The 13,061-nt window shown below is 65.7% G+C and carries 13 protein-coding genes; 6 read left to right on the top strand and 7 right to left on the bottom strand.

The window, feature by feature from the left end:
* Nucleotides 1-34 precede the first annotated feature (34 nt).
* Nucleotides 35-631, top strand: coding sequence for an alpha-ketoglutarate-dependent dioxygenase AlkB (locus tag RZV17_RS16705; RefSeq protein ID WP_166744259.1), 597 nt, complete (start codon nt 35-37; stop codon nt 629-631).
* Nucleotides 632-807: 176 nt separating this feature from the next.
* On the opposite strand, the gene RZV17_RS16700 is transcribed toward RZV17_RS16705, so the two are convergent.
* From RZV17_RS16700 to RZV17_RS16685, 4 genes are all read right to left on the bottom strand, one after another.
* On the bottom strand, nt 808-1,452 hold the full coding sequence (locus RZV17_RS16700) for an ABC-type transport auxiliary lipoprotein family protein (protein WP_184367716.1): 645 nt from the start codon (nt 1,450-1,452) through the stop codon (nt 808-810).
* The gene (locus RZV17_RS16695) at nt 1,449-2,375 is read right to left on the bottom strand and encodes an MlaD family protein (RefSeq protein ID WP_039412542.1); all 927 of its coding nucleotides are present in this window, start codon (nt 2,373-2,375) and stop codon (nt 1,449-1,451) included. The genes RZV17_RS16700 and RZV17_RS16695 overlap by 4 nt, the downstream gene beginning before the upstream one ends.
* A gap of 2 nt (nt 2,376-2,377) precedes the next feature.
* Nucleotides 2,378-3,214 carry an ABC transporter ATP-binding protein gene (locus tag RZV17_RS16690; RefSeq protein ID WP_166744261.1) on the bottom strand — a complete coding sequence of 279 codons (837 nt, stop codon included), beginning with the start codon at nt 3,212-3,214 and terminating at the stop codon, nt 2,378-2,380.
* Nucleotides 3,215-3,299: 85 nt separating this feature from the next.
* Entirely contained in the window at nt 3,300-4,529 is a 1,230-nt protein-coding gene (locus RZV17_RS16685) for an ABC transporter permease (RefSeq protein WP_355605116.1), read from the bottom strand.
* Nucleotides 4,530-4,578: 49 nt separating this feature from the next.
* Between RZV17_RS16685 and RZV17_RS16680 the strand changes: the two genes are divergently transcribed.
* Nucleotides 4,579-5,838 carry a threonine/serine exporter ThrE family protein gene (locus RZV17_RS16680; protein WP_039566260.1) on the top strand — a complete coding sequence of 420 codons (1,260 nt, stop codon included), beginning with the start codon at nt 4,579-4,581 and terminating at the stop codon, nt 5,836-5,838.
* Between the two features lie 60 nt (nt 5,839-5,898).
* On the opposite strand, the gene RZV17_RS16675 is transcribed toward RZV17_RS16680, so the two are convergent.
* The 3 genes from RZV17_RS16675 to RZV17_RS16665 all read right to left on the bottom strand — a co-directional run bounded on the left by RZV17_RS16675 (nt 5,899) and on the right by RZV17_RS16665 (nt 8,995).
* Nucleotides 5,899-6,363 carry an H-NS family nucleoid-associated regulatory protein gene (locus tag RZV17_RS16675; RefSeq protein WP_166744262.1) on the bottom strand — a complete coding sequence of 155 codons (465 nt, stop codon included), beginning with the start codon at nt 6,361-6,363 and terminating at the stop codon, nt 5,899-5,901.
* Between the two features lie 144 nt (nt 6,364-6,507).
* On the bottom strand, nt 6,508-8,202 hold the full coding sequence (locus tag RZV17_RS16670) for a proline--tRNA ligase (protein WP_355605112.1): 1,695 nt from the start codon (nt 8,200-8,202) through the stop codon (nt 6,508-6,510).
* 391 nt (nt 8,203-8,593) lie between these two features.
* Nucleotides 8,594-8,995: a DUF4124 domain-containing protein gene (locus RZV17_RS16665; protein WP_047695001.1), complete on the bottom strand. Its 402-nt coding sequence runs from the start codon at nt 8,993-8,995 to the stop codon at nt 8,594-8,596.
* 118 nt (nt 8,996-9,113) lie between these two features.
* Between RZV17_RS16665 and pssA the strand changes: the two genes are divergently transcribed.
* The 4 genes from pssA to RZV17_RS16645 all read left to right on the top strand — a co-directional run bounded on the left by pssA (nt 9,114) and on the right by RZV17_RS16645 (nt 12,946).
* Entirely contained in the window at nt 9,114-9,887 is a 774-nt protein-coding gene (gene pssA, locus RZV17_RS16660; RefSeq protein ID WP_039412527.1) for a CDP-diacylglycerol--serine O-phosphatidyltransferase, read from the top strand.
* 10 nt (nt 9,888-9,897) lie between these two features.
* Nucleotides 9,898-10,365, top strand: coding sequence for an alanine acetyltransferase (locus RZV17_RS16655; RefSeq protein ID WP_184389611.1), 468 nt, complete (start codon nt 9,898-9,900; stop codon nt 10,363-10,365).
* Nucleotides 10,362-10,844 (top strand): ribosomal protein S18-alanine N-acetyltransferase, encoded by a 483-nt coding sequence (gene rimI, locus RZV17_RS16650; RefSeq protein WP_047694999.1) that lies wholly within the window; start codon nt 10,362-10,364, stop codon nt 10,842-10,844. Before RZV17_RS16655 ends, rimI begins: the two co-directional genes overlap by 4 nt.
* Nucleotides 10,845-11,812: 968 nt before the next feature.
* Nucleotides 11,813-12,946 carry a polysaccharide lyase family 1 protein gene (locus tag RZV17_RS16645; RefSeq protein WP_039412517.1) on the top strand — a complete coding sequence of 378 codons (1,134 nt, stop codon included), beginning with the start codon at nt 11,813-11,815 and terminating at the stop codon, nt 12,944-12,946.
* Nucleotides 12,947-13,061: the final 115 nt, after the last annotated feature.

Genomic DNA, 13,061 nt, shown 5'->3' with positions numbered 1-13,061 from the left:
GCGCCGCCAGGGGCCTGCGTGCTAGCGTTCGGGGATGAAGATTCCGGTCCCATTGCCGGGCGCGCAGGTGCAGTGGTGGCGCGGCTGGTTGCAGGCGGCGGCGGCCGATGCGTTGCTGCAGACATTGCTGACACAGGTGCAGTGGGAGGTGCACCGCATCCGCATGTTCGGGCGGGTGGTGGATTCGCCGCGTCTGAGCAGCTGGATCGGCGATCCGGAGGCAAGCTATCGTTATTCGGGCACGCAGTTTTCGCCGCAGCCGTGGCTGGACGCATTGCAGCCGTTACGTGCTCGTCTGCAGGAAGACACCGGCCGCCCGTTCAATAGCGTGCTGGTCAATCGGTATCGCAGTGGCAATGATGCGATGGGCTGGCACAGCGACGACGAACCGGAGTTGGGCGCCCAGCCGTTGATTGCCTCGGTGAGCCTGGGCGCAACGCGACGCTTTGCGTTCAAACATCGCGACGATGCGGCCTTGAAGCAGACGCTGGAACTGGGGCACGGCGATTTGCTGCTGATGGGTGGCGACACCCAGCGCTGCTACAAGCACGCCCTGCCACGCACGGCGCGTCCGGTGGGGGAGCGGATCAATCTGACTTTTCGGCAGATTGCATCGGCTGCGGCAGGATGACGGTGGTTCGCGGCAGGCGTGAGATCAGGCATGGGGCATTGCGTGCCCTCATCCGACGCTGCGCGCCACCTTCTCCCACTTGCGGGAGAAGGGAGGCGGGTGGATCCCGTCGCGTGCAGGGTGCTGGATCTGATGCCGGGTGAGATGCGTCCGGGGCTGCAGATCGGCGTGCCGGCTTACGGTGTGCGTGGCAGCGCCGCACTGTCCTGTTGCCCGGTGGTGAGCGTCCAGCCCACCAGGTCGGTGGTGACCTGGGTCAGCGCCTGCTCGAACGCCGCGGCAACCGCTGCCACATCGGTGCCGCTGGAAGGGCGGGCGACCAGGAAGGTCCGCGAGGCGACCACGCGCTGATCCGAGGAGTGCAGCAGCTTGGCGTTGAGCTCGATGGTGGCCGACGGCACCGGCTGGCCGGCGTAATCGGACTCGAAGCGGCGCAGGTCGATCGCCAGTTTGTAGTCCGAGCGGATGCCGGTGCCGATGCGCGCGACCGCCGCGATCTTGCCGGAGTCCTCGAACCCGCGCACGACGCTGTCTTCCAGCATGTCGGTGGCCGGTTGCGCCCAGCCGGCGCCGTGGTAGATCTGCAATTCGCCCGGCGTCGGGCGCACGTTGATGCGCGGGCTGTCGATCACGCGCGCAGCGCTGGGCTTATTGATGGCCAGCTGCCAGGTGACCTGCGGCCAGGACGGATTCGGCGTCACGCGCACGGTGGGCGCGTAGATCGTGGCCGGCTTCTGGTCGCCGCCGGTCAGGACCGAGCAGCCGCCCAGCGCCAGCAACGAGATGCACAGCAGGGGACGCAACACGCGCATGGCAGTCATTTCGGTTCGAACTCCTTGGGTGCGTCGCGGCCGAGCAGGTAGCGCGCAGGGTTGTTGTCCAGTTTGTCGCTGACCCGGCGCAGGTCGCGGATCAGGCCGCGCAATTCGGTCAGCGTGGGGCCGAGCTGGCCCAGCCCGTCGTTGGCAAAACTGTTGATGGCCGCGCGGTTCTCGCCAAGGATGTTGTCGGCATTGCCGGCGGCCGAATCCAGCTTGACCAGCGTTGCATCGAGCTTGCTCAGGATGCCCGGCAGCTGCTGCACCAGGTTCTGATCCAGTCGCTTGATGGTGCCGTTGGTGGTGGTCAGGGTGGTATCCAGGTTGCGTGCGGCATCGCGCGCGCTGACGATCAGCGCCTGCATGCCTTCGTCGCGATCGGCGATGCCGCCGCTGATCTTTTCCAGGTTCTGCAGCGTGGCCGAAATGCTCGCCACGTTCTTGTCCGAGAGCATCTCGTCCATGCGTTCGACGATGCGGTTGGCGGTGTCGGTGATGTTCTGCAGTGCCGACGGCGTGGTCTGGATGATCGGCGCATCGCTCTTGTCGATGGTGGTCAGCGACGGCGCCTCGGGCGTGCCGCCGGAGAGCTGGATGATCGACGGACCGGTCAGGCTGGTGATGGCCAGCTTGGCGCGGGTGTCGCTCTTGATCGGCGTGGTGGAATTCACCCGCACGTGGGCGACCACTTGGCGCGGATCGTTCGGCGCCAGCGTCAATTCGGTGATCGAGCCCACCGCGATGCCGTTGTACTGCACCGGGCTGCCGACCGACAGGCCGGTGACCGCCTCGCGGAACACCACCCGGTATTGCTGCCAGGTGCGGTCGGAGGAGTACTTGGCGGCCCACAGCCCGAACAGCAGCAGGGCCAGGCCAGCCACAATGGTGAAGGCGCCGATCAGGACGTAATTGGCTTTGGTTTCCATGCTCAGGCGGTCTCGGTGGAGTCGGTCTTGGCCGCGCGTGCGGCGCGGGCGCGCGGACCGTGGAAGTATTCCTGGATCCAGGGGTGGTCGAGTTGTTCGACCTCGGCCAATGGCGCGTTGGCGATCACCTTGCGATCGGCCAGCACGGCGATGCGGTCGCAGATGGCGTACAGCGTATCCAGGTCGTGGGTGATCAGGAACACCGTCAGGCCCAGGGCCTGCTGCAGGGTACGGATCAGGCGGTCGAAGGCGGCCGCGCCGATCGGATCCAGCCCGGCAGTGGGTTCGTCCAGAAACAGCAGCGGCGGGTCCAGTGCCAGCGCACGCGCCAGGCCCGCGCGCTTGCGCATGCCGCCGGACAATTGCGAGGGCAGCTTGTCCAACGCATCGGCCGGCAGGCCGGCCAACTTGATCTTCAGCAGCGCCAGCTCGAAATACCAGCGCTCCGGGAACTCGCCGTGATGTTCCTTCAGCGGCACCTGCACGTTCTCGCCCACGGTCATGGAAGAGAACAGCGCGCCGTCCTGGAACAGCACGCCGGTGTTGCGGGTGATCAGCTGCCGGTCGGCGAAGCTGCCCGAACGCGCATCCGCCCCCAGCACGTGGATGCTGCCGGCATCCGGCTCGCGCAGGCCCAGGATGCTGCGCATCAGCACCGACTTGCCGGTGCCCGAGCCGCCGACCACGCCCAGGATCTCGCCGCGACGCACGTCCAGATCCAGTTCCTCGTGCACGGTCTGGCTGCCGAAGCGGTTGGTGAGCCCGCGCACTGAAATCGCCAGCTGCTCGTCGTCGGCCTCTGGGGCGGGATTGGGGAGTGGGGATTCGGGATTGATCAAAACACTTTTCTCCCGGATACCAGTGCAAGCGCTTTGCGCCTGCTCCGCACGAATCCCAGATCCCGAATGTCCAATCCCGGCTCCATCACCACCCCATCTTCATGAACCACAACGCCGCAATCGCGTCGAGGATGATGACCAAGGAAATCGTCTGCACCACCGAGGAGGTGGTGCGTTCGCCCACCGACTGCGCGGTGCCGCTGACCTTGAGCCCTTCCAGGCAGCCGATCAGGCCGATCACCAGCGCGAACAGCGGCGCCTTCGACAGGCCGACCAGGAAGTGCCGCAACTGGATGGTCTCGTGCATGCGCGCCAGATACATCTGCGGCGGGATGTCCAGGTCGAACGCGCCCACCGTGACGCCACCGGCCAGGCCGGCGATCATCGCGATGAAGGTCAGCAGCGGCAGGGTGAAGATCAGCGCCAGCAGGCGTGGGATCACCAGCAGGTCGATCGGGTCCAGGCCGAGGGTGCGGATGGCATCGACTTCCTCGCGCGATTTCATCGCACCGATCTGCGCGGTGAAGGCGCTGGCGGTGCGTCCGGCCAGCACGATGGCGGTCAGCAGCACCGCGAACTCGCGCAGGAAGGCGATGGACACCAGTTCCACCACGTAAATCTCTGCGCCGAAGTCGCGCAGGATGGTCGAGCCCAGGAACGCGATCACCGCGCCGACCAGGTAGGACAGCAGCACCACCAGCGGCACCGCGTCCAGACCGACCTGCTCCATGTGGTGCACGGTGGAGGTCAGGCGGAAGCGGCGCGGCTCATGGATCAGCCGCATGATCTTGACCAGGTTCTCGCCGAGAAAACTGTTCAATTCCAGGATGCCCTGGCCGACGCCATGGGTGGTGCGGCCCAGACGGTCCAGCGCGGCGACGAAGCCGTAATCGCGCTTGGGCTTGGGGCGTTCGTCGTTGAGTTCCTCGATGGTGCACACCAGTGCCTGGTGCTCGTCGCGGAAATCGATGGCGTCTTCCTTGAGCCCCATGCGGCCGGCAAAGCGCAGCAACTGCAGCACGCCGGCCGAATCCAGTTGCCCGATGCCGCGCGCGTCGATGCGGCGCACCCCATCGGGCACGGTCTGCAACAGTTCTGCCTGGGGCAGGGCGGTCGCCAGGACCCAACTGCCGGCGAGGCGGATCTGTGCCTGATCCTGCGAGTCTTGTTCGATGCGGGGAGGTTGCGGTTTGATCATGGGTGGCCTGTCCGTGGCACCAGCATACAGGGCCGGCGTGAGCGAAAGATGGGGACGCGGCGGCGGCGATCGCCTTGCCCCCGGCAATCGGGGCGCCGGCCACGCGCGCTGCGGCATACACTGGCGGCCTCGCCACACGGCGTTTCTCCGGCCCGACCCGCCACGCATGTCCGCTGCCACCGTCGTCTTACCGTCCGCCAGCGCCACCTACGCCCAGCGCGTCGCCTTCGTATCGGAAATCGCCGGGCGCCTGCATTCCTATGGCACCACTGCGCAGCGCCTGGAGGCGGCAGTGGTCGGGCTGTCGCAAAAACTCGGTCTGGACTGCGAACCCTGGTCCAACCCCACCGGCATCATCCTGAGCTTCAGCGACCCGACCAAGGCGATCGGCTCCAGCGACATCACCCGGGTGATCCGGCTCGCGCCGGGCGAGAACGATCTGTACAAGCTCAGCGTGGCCGACTACGTGGCCGACAGCGTGGCCAATGGGCGCATGAGCATTGCCCAGGGGCACACCGCCTTGCGCCGGTTGGACCGGGAGGTCGATCGGCGCGGCAAGACCATGCAGGTGCTGGCGTTCGGGCTGGCCGCCGCCGGCGTGGCCGGGTTGTGGAAGCTGCCCTGGCTGGACATCGCCACTGCCGGCGCCATCGGCATGTCGATCGGCCTGCTGACCCAGTACACCGACAAGCGGCCGGCGACCAAGGAGGCCGGCGAAGCGCTGGCCGGGCTGCTGGCCGGCGTGGTGGCGGCAGTGGTGGCCTCGCTGGTCGGGCCGTTGAACCTCAATACGGTGATCATCGCCTCGCTGGTGGTGTTGCTGCCCGGCATGTCGCTGACCAACGCATTCAACGAGCTGGCCAGCCAGCACTGGGTGTCCGGGACTGCGCGCCTGGCCGGTGCGGTCACCACGGTGCTCAAACTCACGGTCGGCGCGGTGATCGCGGTGACGCTGACCCAGCTGGTCGGCCTGCACCCACGGGTGGCCGCCTTGCGTCCGCAGTCGGGATGGGTGGAATGGGCCTCGCTGCTGGTGGCCGCGTACGCGTTTGCGGTGTTGTTCAAGGCCAATCGGCGCGATTATTTATGGATCATGGCCGCGGCAATGTCCGGTTATGTCATCGCGCGTTATGCCGGCCATGCCTGGGGCGGCCCGGCTGGCGTATTTGCCTCGGCCATGGCACTGACCGCCGCCGGGAATCTGTTTGGGCGGGTCGTTCAAAAACCCGGTGCGCTGATCCGGTTGCCGGGCATCATCATGCTGGTTCCCGGGAGTGTCAGCCTGCGAGGATTTTTGACCCTGGTGCAGCAGCAGGATGTCAGTGTCGGACAAGCGGCATTGTTGGCGGTGACCAATATCGTGATGGCATTGATGGCCGGCCTGCTGTTCGGCAATCTGCTGATTCCGGCGCGCAAGAATCTATGAATAAGCCGATCATCGCCCAATAAAAACGCCGGCAATGCCGGCGTTTTTATTGGTCTGGATTTAAGCGGCCTTGGCTTTCTTGCTGGCGCGCTTGGTTGCCGTCTTGCGCGGCGTGGTCTTTTTGGTCGCTGCCTTTTTCGTAGCACCGCCCACCTTGCTGATCAGAAAGTCTTCCACTTTCTTGCCGGCAGCGGTCAATTCGGCCAGCCAGCGCGGCTGCTTGCCACGGCCGGTCCAGGTTTCCTGGGCATTGGCGGGGTTGCGGTATTTCGGCGGAACCTTGCCCAGCTTGCGGCCGGCACGCGGGCCCGGCTTGCCGGCCGCGGCGGGACGACCCGGCCCGGCACTGGCGGCGCTACCGAACAATTCTTCGATGGAATACCCCTGGGCTTTTGCCGCACGGGTCAGCTGAGTGCGAACCTTGGCGATCGGGGCGCGCTTGGCAACCACGGTCTGTTGCTTCTTTGCGTTTTTGATCAAGGCGCCCAATTGCTTGGCCGACAGGCCGGTGAGATCGATCGACATCACTACTCCGGAAGAATGAGAGAGAAAGAATGCCGGTCCGTGGCAGCGGCGGCCATCATAATGTCAGAAAACCGGTATGACAAATGCGCCGAAATACTTCGGCGCCTTGCGTTCATCCAATTGGAGCGGGGGTGCGTTGTTTGATCAACGGCCCAGGCGGGAGAATAATCCGGCCTTATCCAGGTTTTCTGCCGAATCGGCGGTGCGGGCGCGATATTCAAATGTGCCGGCGGCCAATCCCCGTTCCGAGACCACCACCCGATGCGGAATGCCCAAGAGTTCCATATCGGCAAACATGGCACCCGGACGTAGACCGCGGTCATCCAATGCTGCATCGATGCCGGTGGCAATCAATTCGTCCAGCAATGCCTGGGCGGCGGCCACCACGCTGGGGTCCTGTTTGGGATTGATCACGCACACCACCACCTGCCACGGCGCCATCGGCGCCGGCCAGATGATGCCGGCCTCGTCGTGGTTCTGTTCGATCGCTGCGGCAACGATGCGCGAAATGCCGATGCCGTAGCAGCCCATCTTCATCACCGCGGCCTTGCCGTTTTCGTCGATGACGGTGGCCTGCAGTGCCTGCGCGTACTGGCTGCCCAGCTGGAACACGTGGCCGACCTCGATGCCGCGCGCCAGACGCAGTTCGCCGCCATCGGCGGCGCGCTCGCCTTCGACCACGTTACGCACATCGGCCACCGTCTCCGGTTCCGGCAGGTCGCGGCCCCAGTTGACGCCGACCAGATGCGCGCCGACCACATTGGCGCCGACCACGAAATCGGCCATTGCCGCGACATCGCGGTCGGCGACCACGCGGACCGGGCGCGCAGTGTTCACAGGGCCCAGGAAACCCGGCTCGCAGCCCAGGTGCTCGCGGATTTCGGTTTCGTTGGCCAGGCGGTAGTCAGTCAGGCCAGCCACCTTGCCCAGCTTGATCTCGTTGACCGCATGGTCGCCGCGGACCAGCACCAGCACGAAGCCGGCCTGCGTCATCACCGCCACCGACTTGACCGTGCGCTGCAACGCGATGCCCAGCAGCTGTGCGACGTCTTCGCAGGTCTTCTGGGTGGGCGTTGCCACCTGCTGCATCGCTTCGCTCGCGTCGGGGCGCGCGGCAGGCAGTGCGGCGCTGGCGGTTTCCACATTGGCCGCGTAATCGGACCCGGTGGAGAACGCCAGCGAGTCTTCGCCGGAGGCGGCGATGACGTGGAATTCCTGCGAGGCGTCGCCGCCGATGGCGCCCGAATCGGCCTGCACCGCGCGGAACTCCAACCCCAGGCGGGTGAAGATGCGGGTGTAGGCGGCACGCATGTTGTCGTATTCGCGCGCCATGTCCTCGTCGGTGAGATGGAAGGAGTAGGCGTCCTTCATCAGGAACTCGCGCGCACGCATCACGCCGAAGCGCGGGCGGATCTCATCACGGAACTTGGTCTGGATCTGGTAGAAGTTCAGCGGCAGCTGCTTGTAGCTGTTGATCTCCTGGCGCGCGAATTCGGCCGCGGCTTCTTCGGCGGTGGGGCTGTAGCAGAACTCCTGCTCCTTGCGGTCCTTGATCTTGAGCAGCTGCCCGCCGAACTTTTCCCAACGGCCGGTGGCGTCCCACAGCTCGCGCGGCTGGATGGTGGGGAACAGCACTTCCACCGCCCCGGCACGGTTCATTTCCTCGCGCACGATCGCCTCGACCTTGCGCAGCACGCGCAGGCCCAGCGGCGACCAGGTGTACAGCCCGGAGGCCAGCTTGCGGATCATGCCCGCGCGCAGCATCAGACGGTGGCTGACCAGCTCGGCGTCGGCCGGGGTTTCCTTGGTGGTGTGCAGGTGGAACTGGGAAAGACGCATCGGGCTTCGCTTGGGCGGAAAGCCCATAGTTTGCCAGTCTCGCGCCCTGCCGGTCATCGCCGGGCGCGCTTTGCCGGTGGTCGCCGGCCGGCAGGGCCGTTGCCCGGCGGCTCTCGGGCGCCCTGGCCTACGCTCGCGAGTGCCTCGCCAGGGGAGCGGCCGTGCGCAGACATCGGCAGTGGGCGAGCCATCCGATGCCGGTTCAAGGTGGTCATCACGCGAGCCCGGAGATCGTGCAATGGGTCAGGCCACTGCGGCCATTCCGGTATTGCAGTCGTGCTGCCAGGACGTCGGTCGCATGGATGCTTCCGGTATTGGCAGCATGACCGGTGCATGGGCCTCGGCCCGCAGGCGGGACGGCGCCGCTCGTGCGCTGGCGATGCCGTCCAGCTCAGGTGGCCGGGGTGCCGGTGGCTGCCGGCTTGCAGTAGGCCTTGACGGCGGCGTCGGCAAGATTGCGCTGCGCGGCGCGGGCGTCCGCATCCAGCACCGCGCCGGGCTTGCCGTCGGCGCCGGCGCTCATGCTCACCTCGCCCTTGCCGCTCAGCAGCTCCAGGTTGCGGCGGGCGGTCAGGCAGTCGGCCGACTCGGGCGCGGTGGTCTCCGGGGCCGCAATGGCGGCGGTGCCGCTGCGCGCATCGATCCGGCGCGCCTCATAGCGCTGGCCGGTCGGTGGAGGGGTTTCGGTGTAGTGGGTCACGCCCTTGGCGTCCTTCCACTTGTATAGATCGGTAGCGCCGGCGGTGGCGCTGACCAGCAGCAACAGGGCGCAAAGCCCGGACGGCAGGTGCATGTGGCTTTCCCCTGGATGATTCCCGCCGCGATTGCAGCATCCGGCGCCTGCCCTGGCAAGTGATCGCGCGTGCAGGGCGCGCTACCGCCGGACGGACCTCAGGCCCTACACTTGGCGGATGGATGAAATGAGACCGCCTCCGCGCTCGCGCACGATTTACCTGCTGCCGAACCTGTTCACCACCGCCGGGCTGTTTTCCGGGTTCTACGCCATCATCGCCGCCGCCAATGGCCAGTTCGTGCAGGCGGCGATGGCGGTGTTCGTGGCTGCGGTGATGGACGGGCTGGACGGCCGGGTGGCGCGCCTGACCAACACCAGCAGCGAGTTCGGCGTGCAGTACGACTCGCTGGCCGATCTGGTCAGCTTCGGCATGGCCCCGGCGCTGGTGATGTACCACTGGTCGCTGTCGGCGCTGAAGTACGACAGCAACGTGATGGGCCGGGTTGGCTGGTCGGCTGCCTTTCTGTATGCGGCCTGCGCGGCGCTGCGGCTGGCGCGCTTCAACACCCAGGTCGGGGTGGTGGACAAGCGCTGGTTCATCGGCTTGGCTAGCCCGGCGGCGGCGGGGCTGATGATGTCTTTTGTGTGGGCCTTTGCCGACGACAGCCTGGGCTTCGATGGCGAGCAGCTGCGCTATGTGGCGCTGGCCGTCACGGTGGTCTCGGCGCTGTTGATGGTCAGCCGGATCCGCTTCTGGAGCTTCAAGGGTGGCGCACGCGGCCCGCGTGCCGACCGTGTGCCGTTTCTGGCGTTGGCCATCGCCACGGTGGTGATCGCGTTGCTGGTGATCGATCTGGCGCGCTCGCTGCTGGTGATCGGCGTGTTGTATGCGTTGTCCGGCCCGGTGATGTGGCTGTGGCGGCGCTGGCGGCGCGTGCCCGAGCTCCCGTGAGCCGGCGTCCATGAACCAGGCAGCCAGCGAACCGGTGTGGTCCGATCTGCAGGTGTCGTGCCTGCAGGCGATGGGGCACACCGTGTATCTGGACCGTGATGCGGCCGATGCGTTGCCCGCACCGGTGGACGTGGCCGACAGCGCGCCGCTGTCGGCGCCAGTGCGTGCGCCACGCGCACCGCAAACCGCGCCGGCTGCCAGCGCATCGCCGCGGCGTCCGGCGCCTGTTGCGCCGGCCGAGCCGCCGCGCGTCCCGAACACCACCGCCACGACCGCGCCCCAGCGGCGCAGCCGTGTCGGTCTGCCCGATCGCCTGCAGATGGCGCTGTTGCGCGCGTCCGGTTGCAACCCCGGTGATCCCAGCACCCAAGCCTTGATGGCGTCCTGGCCGTTGGCCGAATTGCGTGGCAACCCGGCCGCCAAGCGGGCGCTGTGGCCGCAGCTGCGCGCGTTGCGTCGTCGCCAGGACCCGGCATGAGCGCGATGAACGCGCCGCTGCCCGCCACGTTGCGTGCCATGCGCGAAAGCGATCTGGACGTGGTGATGGAGATCGAGCTGCGCGCCTACCCGTTCCCTTGGACGCGCAGCATCTTTCGCGATTGCCTGCAGGCCGGTTACCCGGGATGGGTGATGGAGCAGGCTGGCCAGGTCATCGGCTATGGCGTCATCAGCGTCGCTGCCGACGAGGCACATGTGCTCAATGTCTGCATTGCGCCCGAAGCACAATCGCAAGGGCACGGACGCGTGCTGTTGCGCGCGTTGATCAAGGGCGCCTGCGACCGCGGCGCGCGGCGCGCATTTCTGGAAGTACGTCCATCCAATCCGTCGGCGATTGCGCTGTATCACTCCGAAGGCTTCAACGAGATCGGGCGGCGTCCGCGGTACTACCCCTCCCACACCGGCCGCGAGGATGCGTTGGTGATGGCGATCGAGTTGTTCTTCGAAGGCTTCTCCTGAGCGAGCGCGGCAGTCCTGCCATGGCGGGGCGCTGTGCGTTGACTTGAGTGCGGATCTGGCGCGCATCGGTGCGATGCGAGAGGCGCAAGCGTACGCGTGAGAAGACCACGATCCTGGCGATGGACACGGCTCGCGATGGCGGCTGGAGCAGCGAACGAGACGGTTACGTGCACCGCCAGGCGGGCGCGGCCGGTGCCCGAGATGGACAGCTATCTGTCGGTTCCGGACCCTATATGCCGCCCGCACCACATGACGGCTGCTCGCGACATTTCGCTGGGCGCTCGTGAAACATATGTGCACCGTTGCGCCGCATGCGTGCCGCTACGGATGCTGCGCTTGGTCGCAGGCGAGACGGTCCAAACGCGCTGATGGACCGCATCATCGCCAGCAGCAGTTGCGGTGAGATGCTTCGTCTACGATCACGGCGTCTCTTGCATGCCTTGCGTCAAGCACCCGTGCGCAGGATGTCTCGGCCGGATCGCGCACGCCACGTGGGTCTGTCGGGATACGTGTCGCTTATGCAGCGCGTCGACGAACTTCCAACGCGCACGACATCACCGGTTGCATTATCGCGGCAACCACATGCGCAGCGATTGAACGCGTGGCAAGCGACACGTCACTGCGCACTGCACGCAGGTTGACGCTGCCTGCGTGTGATCGCAGCGACACCCGGTATCCGACCCATGCACGGCTGCACTGCGACACGCATCATGTTGCGTTGCAGTGTCCTTGGCGCTGTCCTCGCGTGTCTTGATTGCAGCGTTTTGTCCTCTCTCGTGTGTCTCGCAACCGTTTGCGTGACTGCGCGTGCATATCGATGCATTGCCTAGATACAAGCGATTGCGATGCTCCTAGTATCGGTGGCGCGGAACTGAAAATTACAAACCTGAAAAGTACGTTCCGTAGTCGATAGACGAGGGATGTGCCGCTGCGCGGTGCATCGAACCCATTCGAGGGAGACATCCAAGATGAAGCCGAAATTGTCAACGGCGGCCGCCGCGTCGCTGTTTGTCGGGTCGTTGCTGCTCACCGGCGTTGCCTATGCCGATCCTGCGCTGGAAGTGGCAACCACCGGGTGGGCAACGCAGAACGGTGGCACCAAGGGCGGTTCGAAAGCCGCCGCCGCCAACATCTACACGGTCAAGACTGCTGCGGAATTGAAGAACGCGCTCAAGGCCAGCGTGGGAAGCAACGGACGCATCATCAAGATCAGCGGCATCATCGATATCAGCGAAGGCAAGGCCTATACCACGACGGCCGATATGAAGAGCCGCGCACGTCTGGACATCCCGACCAAGACCACGCTGATCGGCATCACCAGCAACGCCGAGATCCGCGAAGGCTATTTCTACGTCAAGGCCAACGACGTCATCATCCGCAACATCACCATCGAAAATCCGTGGGACCCGCAGCCGGTGTGGGACCCGGATGATGGCAGTGCCGGCAACTGGAATTCCGAGTACGACGGCCTGACCGTGGAAGGCGCCACCAATGTGTGGGTGGACCATGTCACCTTCACCGACGGTCGCCGCACCGACGACCAGAACGGCACCGCCAACGGCCGCCCCAAGCAGCACCACGATGGCGCAATGGACGTCAAGAAAGGCGCCAACTTCGTGACCATCTCGTACTCGGCGTTCAAGTCGCACGAGAAGAACGACTTGATCGGTTCCAGCGACAGCGCTTCCAGCACCGATAGCGGCAAGCTCAAGGTCACCATCCACAACACCTTGTTCGAGAACATCTCCGCGCGTGCGCCGCGGGTGCGCTTTGGCCAGGTGCATCTGTACAACAACTACCACGTGGGCAGCACCAGCCATAAGGTGTACCCGTTCTCGCACGCACATGGCGTGGGCAAGGAGTCGAAGATCTTCTCCGAGCGCAATGTGTTCGACATCAGTGGCGTGAGCAGCTGCGACAAGATCGCCGCCGACTACGGCGGCAGCGTGTACCGCGACCAGGGCTCGCTGCTCAACGGCAAGGCACTGAGCTGCTCGTGGAACAGCAACATCGGCTGGACCCCGCCCTACACCTACAGCCTGTTGTCGGCCGACAAGGTCGCCGCCGACGTCAAGGCAAAAGCAGGCGCCGGCAAGCTGTAAGCGATCGCACCTTCGACAAGACGTGCCACATGCAGTGCGCGACGACGCGTGCTGCATGTGCTGCGGAGTCATTCCAAAAACGCAGGTGCAATATGTGCGAAATGTACTGTTAAAA

Origin of the sequence: Xanthomonas cannabis, from assembly GCF_040616535.1 — a bacterium.
GTDB classification, from domain to species: Bacteria; Pseudomonadota; Gammaproteobacteria; order Xanthomonadales; family Xanthomonadaceae; genus Xanthomonas; species Xanthomonas cannabis.
Note: the sequence above shows the minus strand (reverse complement) of the source record. Positions and strands in the feature narration are given on the sequence as shown.

Bases quoted from the DNA above. Each gene is read 5' to 3' on its own strand.
- RZV17_RS16695 (WP_039412542.1), bottom strand. From the start codon at position 2,375: ATGGAAACCAAAGCCAATTACGTCCTGATCGGCGCCTTCACCATTGTG.
- RZV17_RS16670 (WP_355605112.1), bottom strand. From the start codon at position 8,202: ATGCGTCTTTCCCAGTTCCACCTGCACACCACCAAGGAAACCCCGGCC.
- rimI (WP_047694999.1), top strand. From the start codon at position 10,362: ATGAGCGCGATGAACGCGCCGCTGCCCGCCACGTTGCGTGCCATGCGC.
- RZV17_RS16655 (WP_184389611.1), top strand. From the start codon at position 9,898: ATGAACCAGGCAGCCAGCGAACCGGTGTGGTCCGATCTGCAGGTGTCG.
- RZV17_RS16680 (WP_039566260.1), top strand. From the start codon at position 4,579: ATGTCCGCTGCCACCGTCGTCTTACCGTCCGCCAGCGCCACCTACGCC.
- RZV17_RS16700 (WP_184367716.1), bottom strand. From the start codon at position 1,452: ATGACTGCCATGCGCGTGTTGCGTCCCCTGCTGTGCATCTCGTTGCTG.
- RZV17_RS16665 (WP_047695001.1), bottom strand. From the start codon at position 8,995: ATGCACCTGCCGTCCGGGCTTTGCGCCCTGTTGCTGCTGGTCAGCGCC.
- RZV17_RS16645 (WP_039412517.1), top strand. From the start codon at position 11,813: ATGAAGCCGAAATTGTCAACGGCGGCCGCCGCGTCGCTGTTTGTCGGG.
- pssA (WP_039412527.1), top strand. From the start codon at position 9,114: ATGGATGAAATGAGACCGCCTCCGCGCTCGCGCACGATTTACCTGCTG.
- RZV17_RS16705 (WP_166744259.1), top strand. From the start codon at position 35: ATGAAGATTCCGGTCCCATTGCCGGGCGCGCAGGTGCAGTGGTGGCGC.
- RZV17_RS16675 (WP_166744262.1), bottom strand. From the start codon at position 6,363: ATGTCGATCGATCTCACCGGCCTGTCGGCCAAGCAATTGGGCGCCTTG.
- RZV17_RS16685 (WP_355605116.1), bottom strand. From the start codon at position 4,529: ATGCCGCAGCGCGCGTGGCCGGCGCCCCGATTGCCGGGGGCAAGGCGA.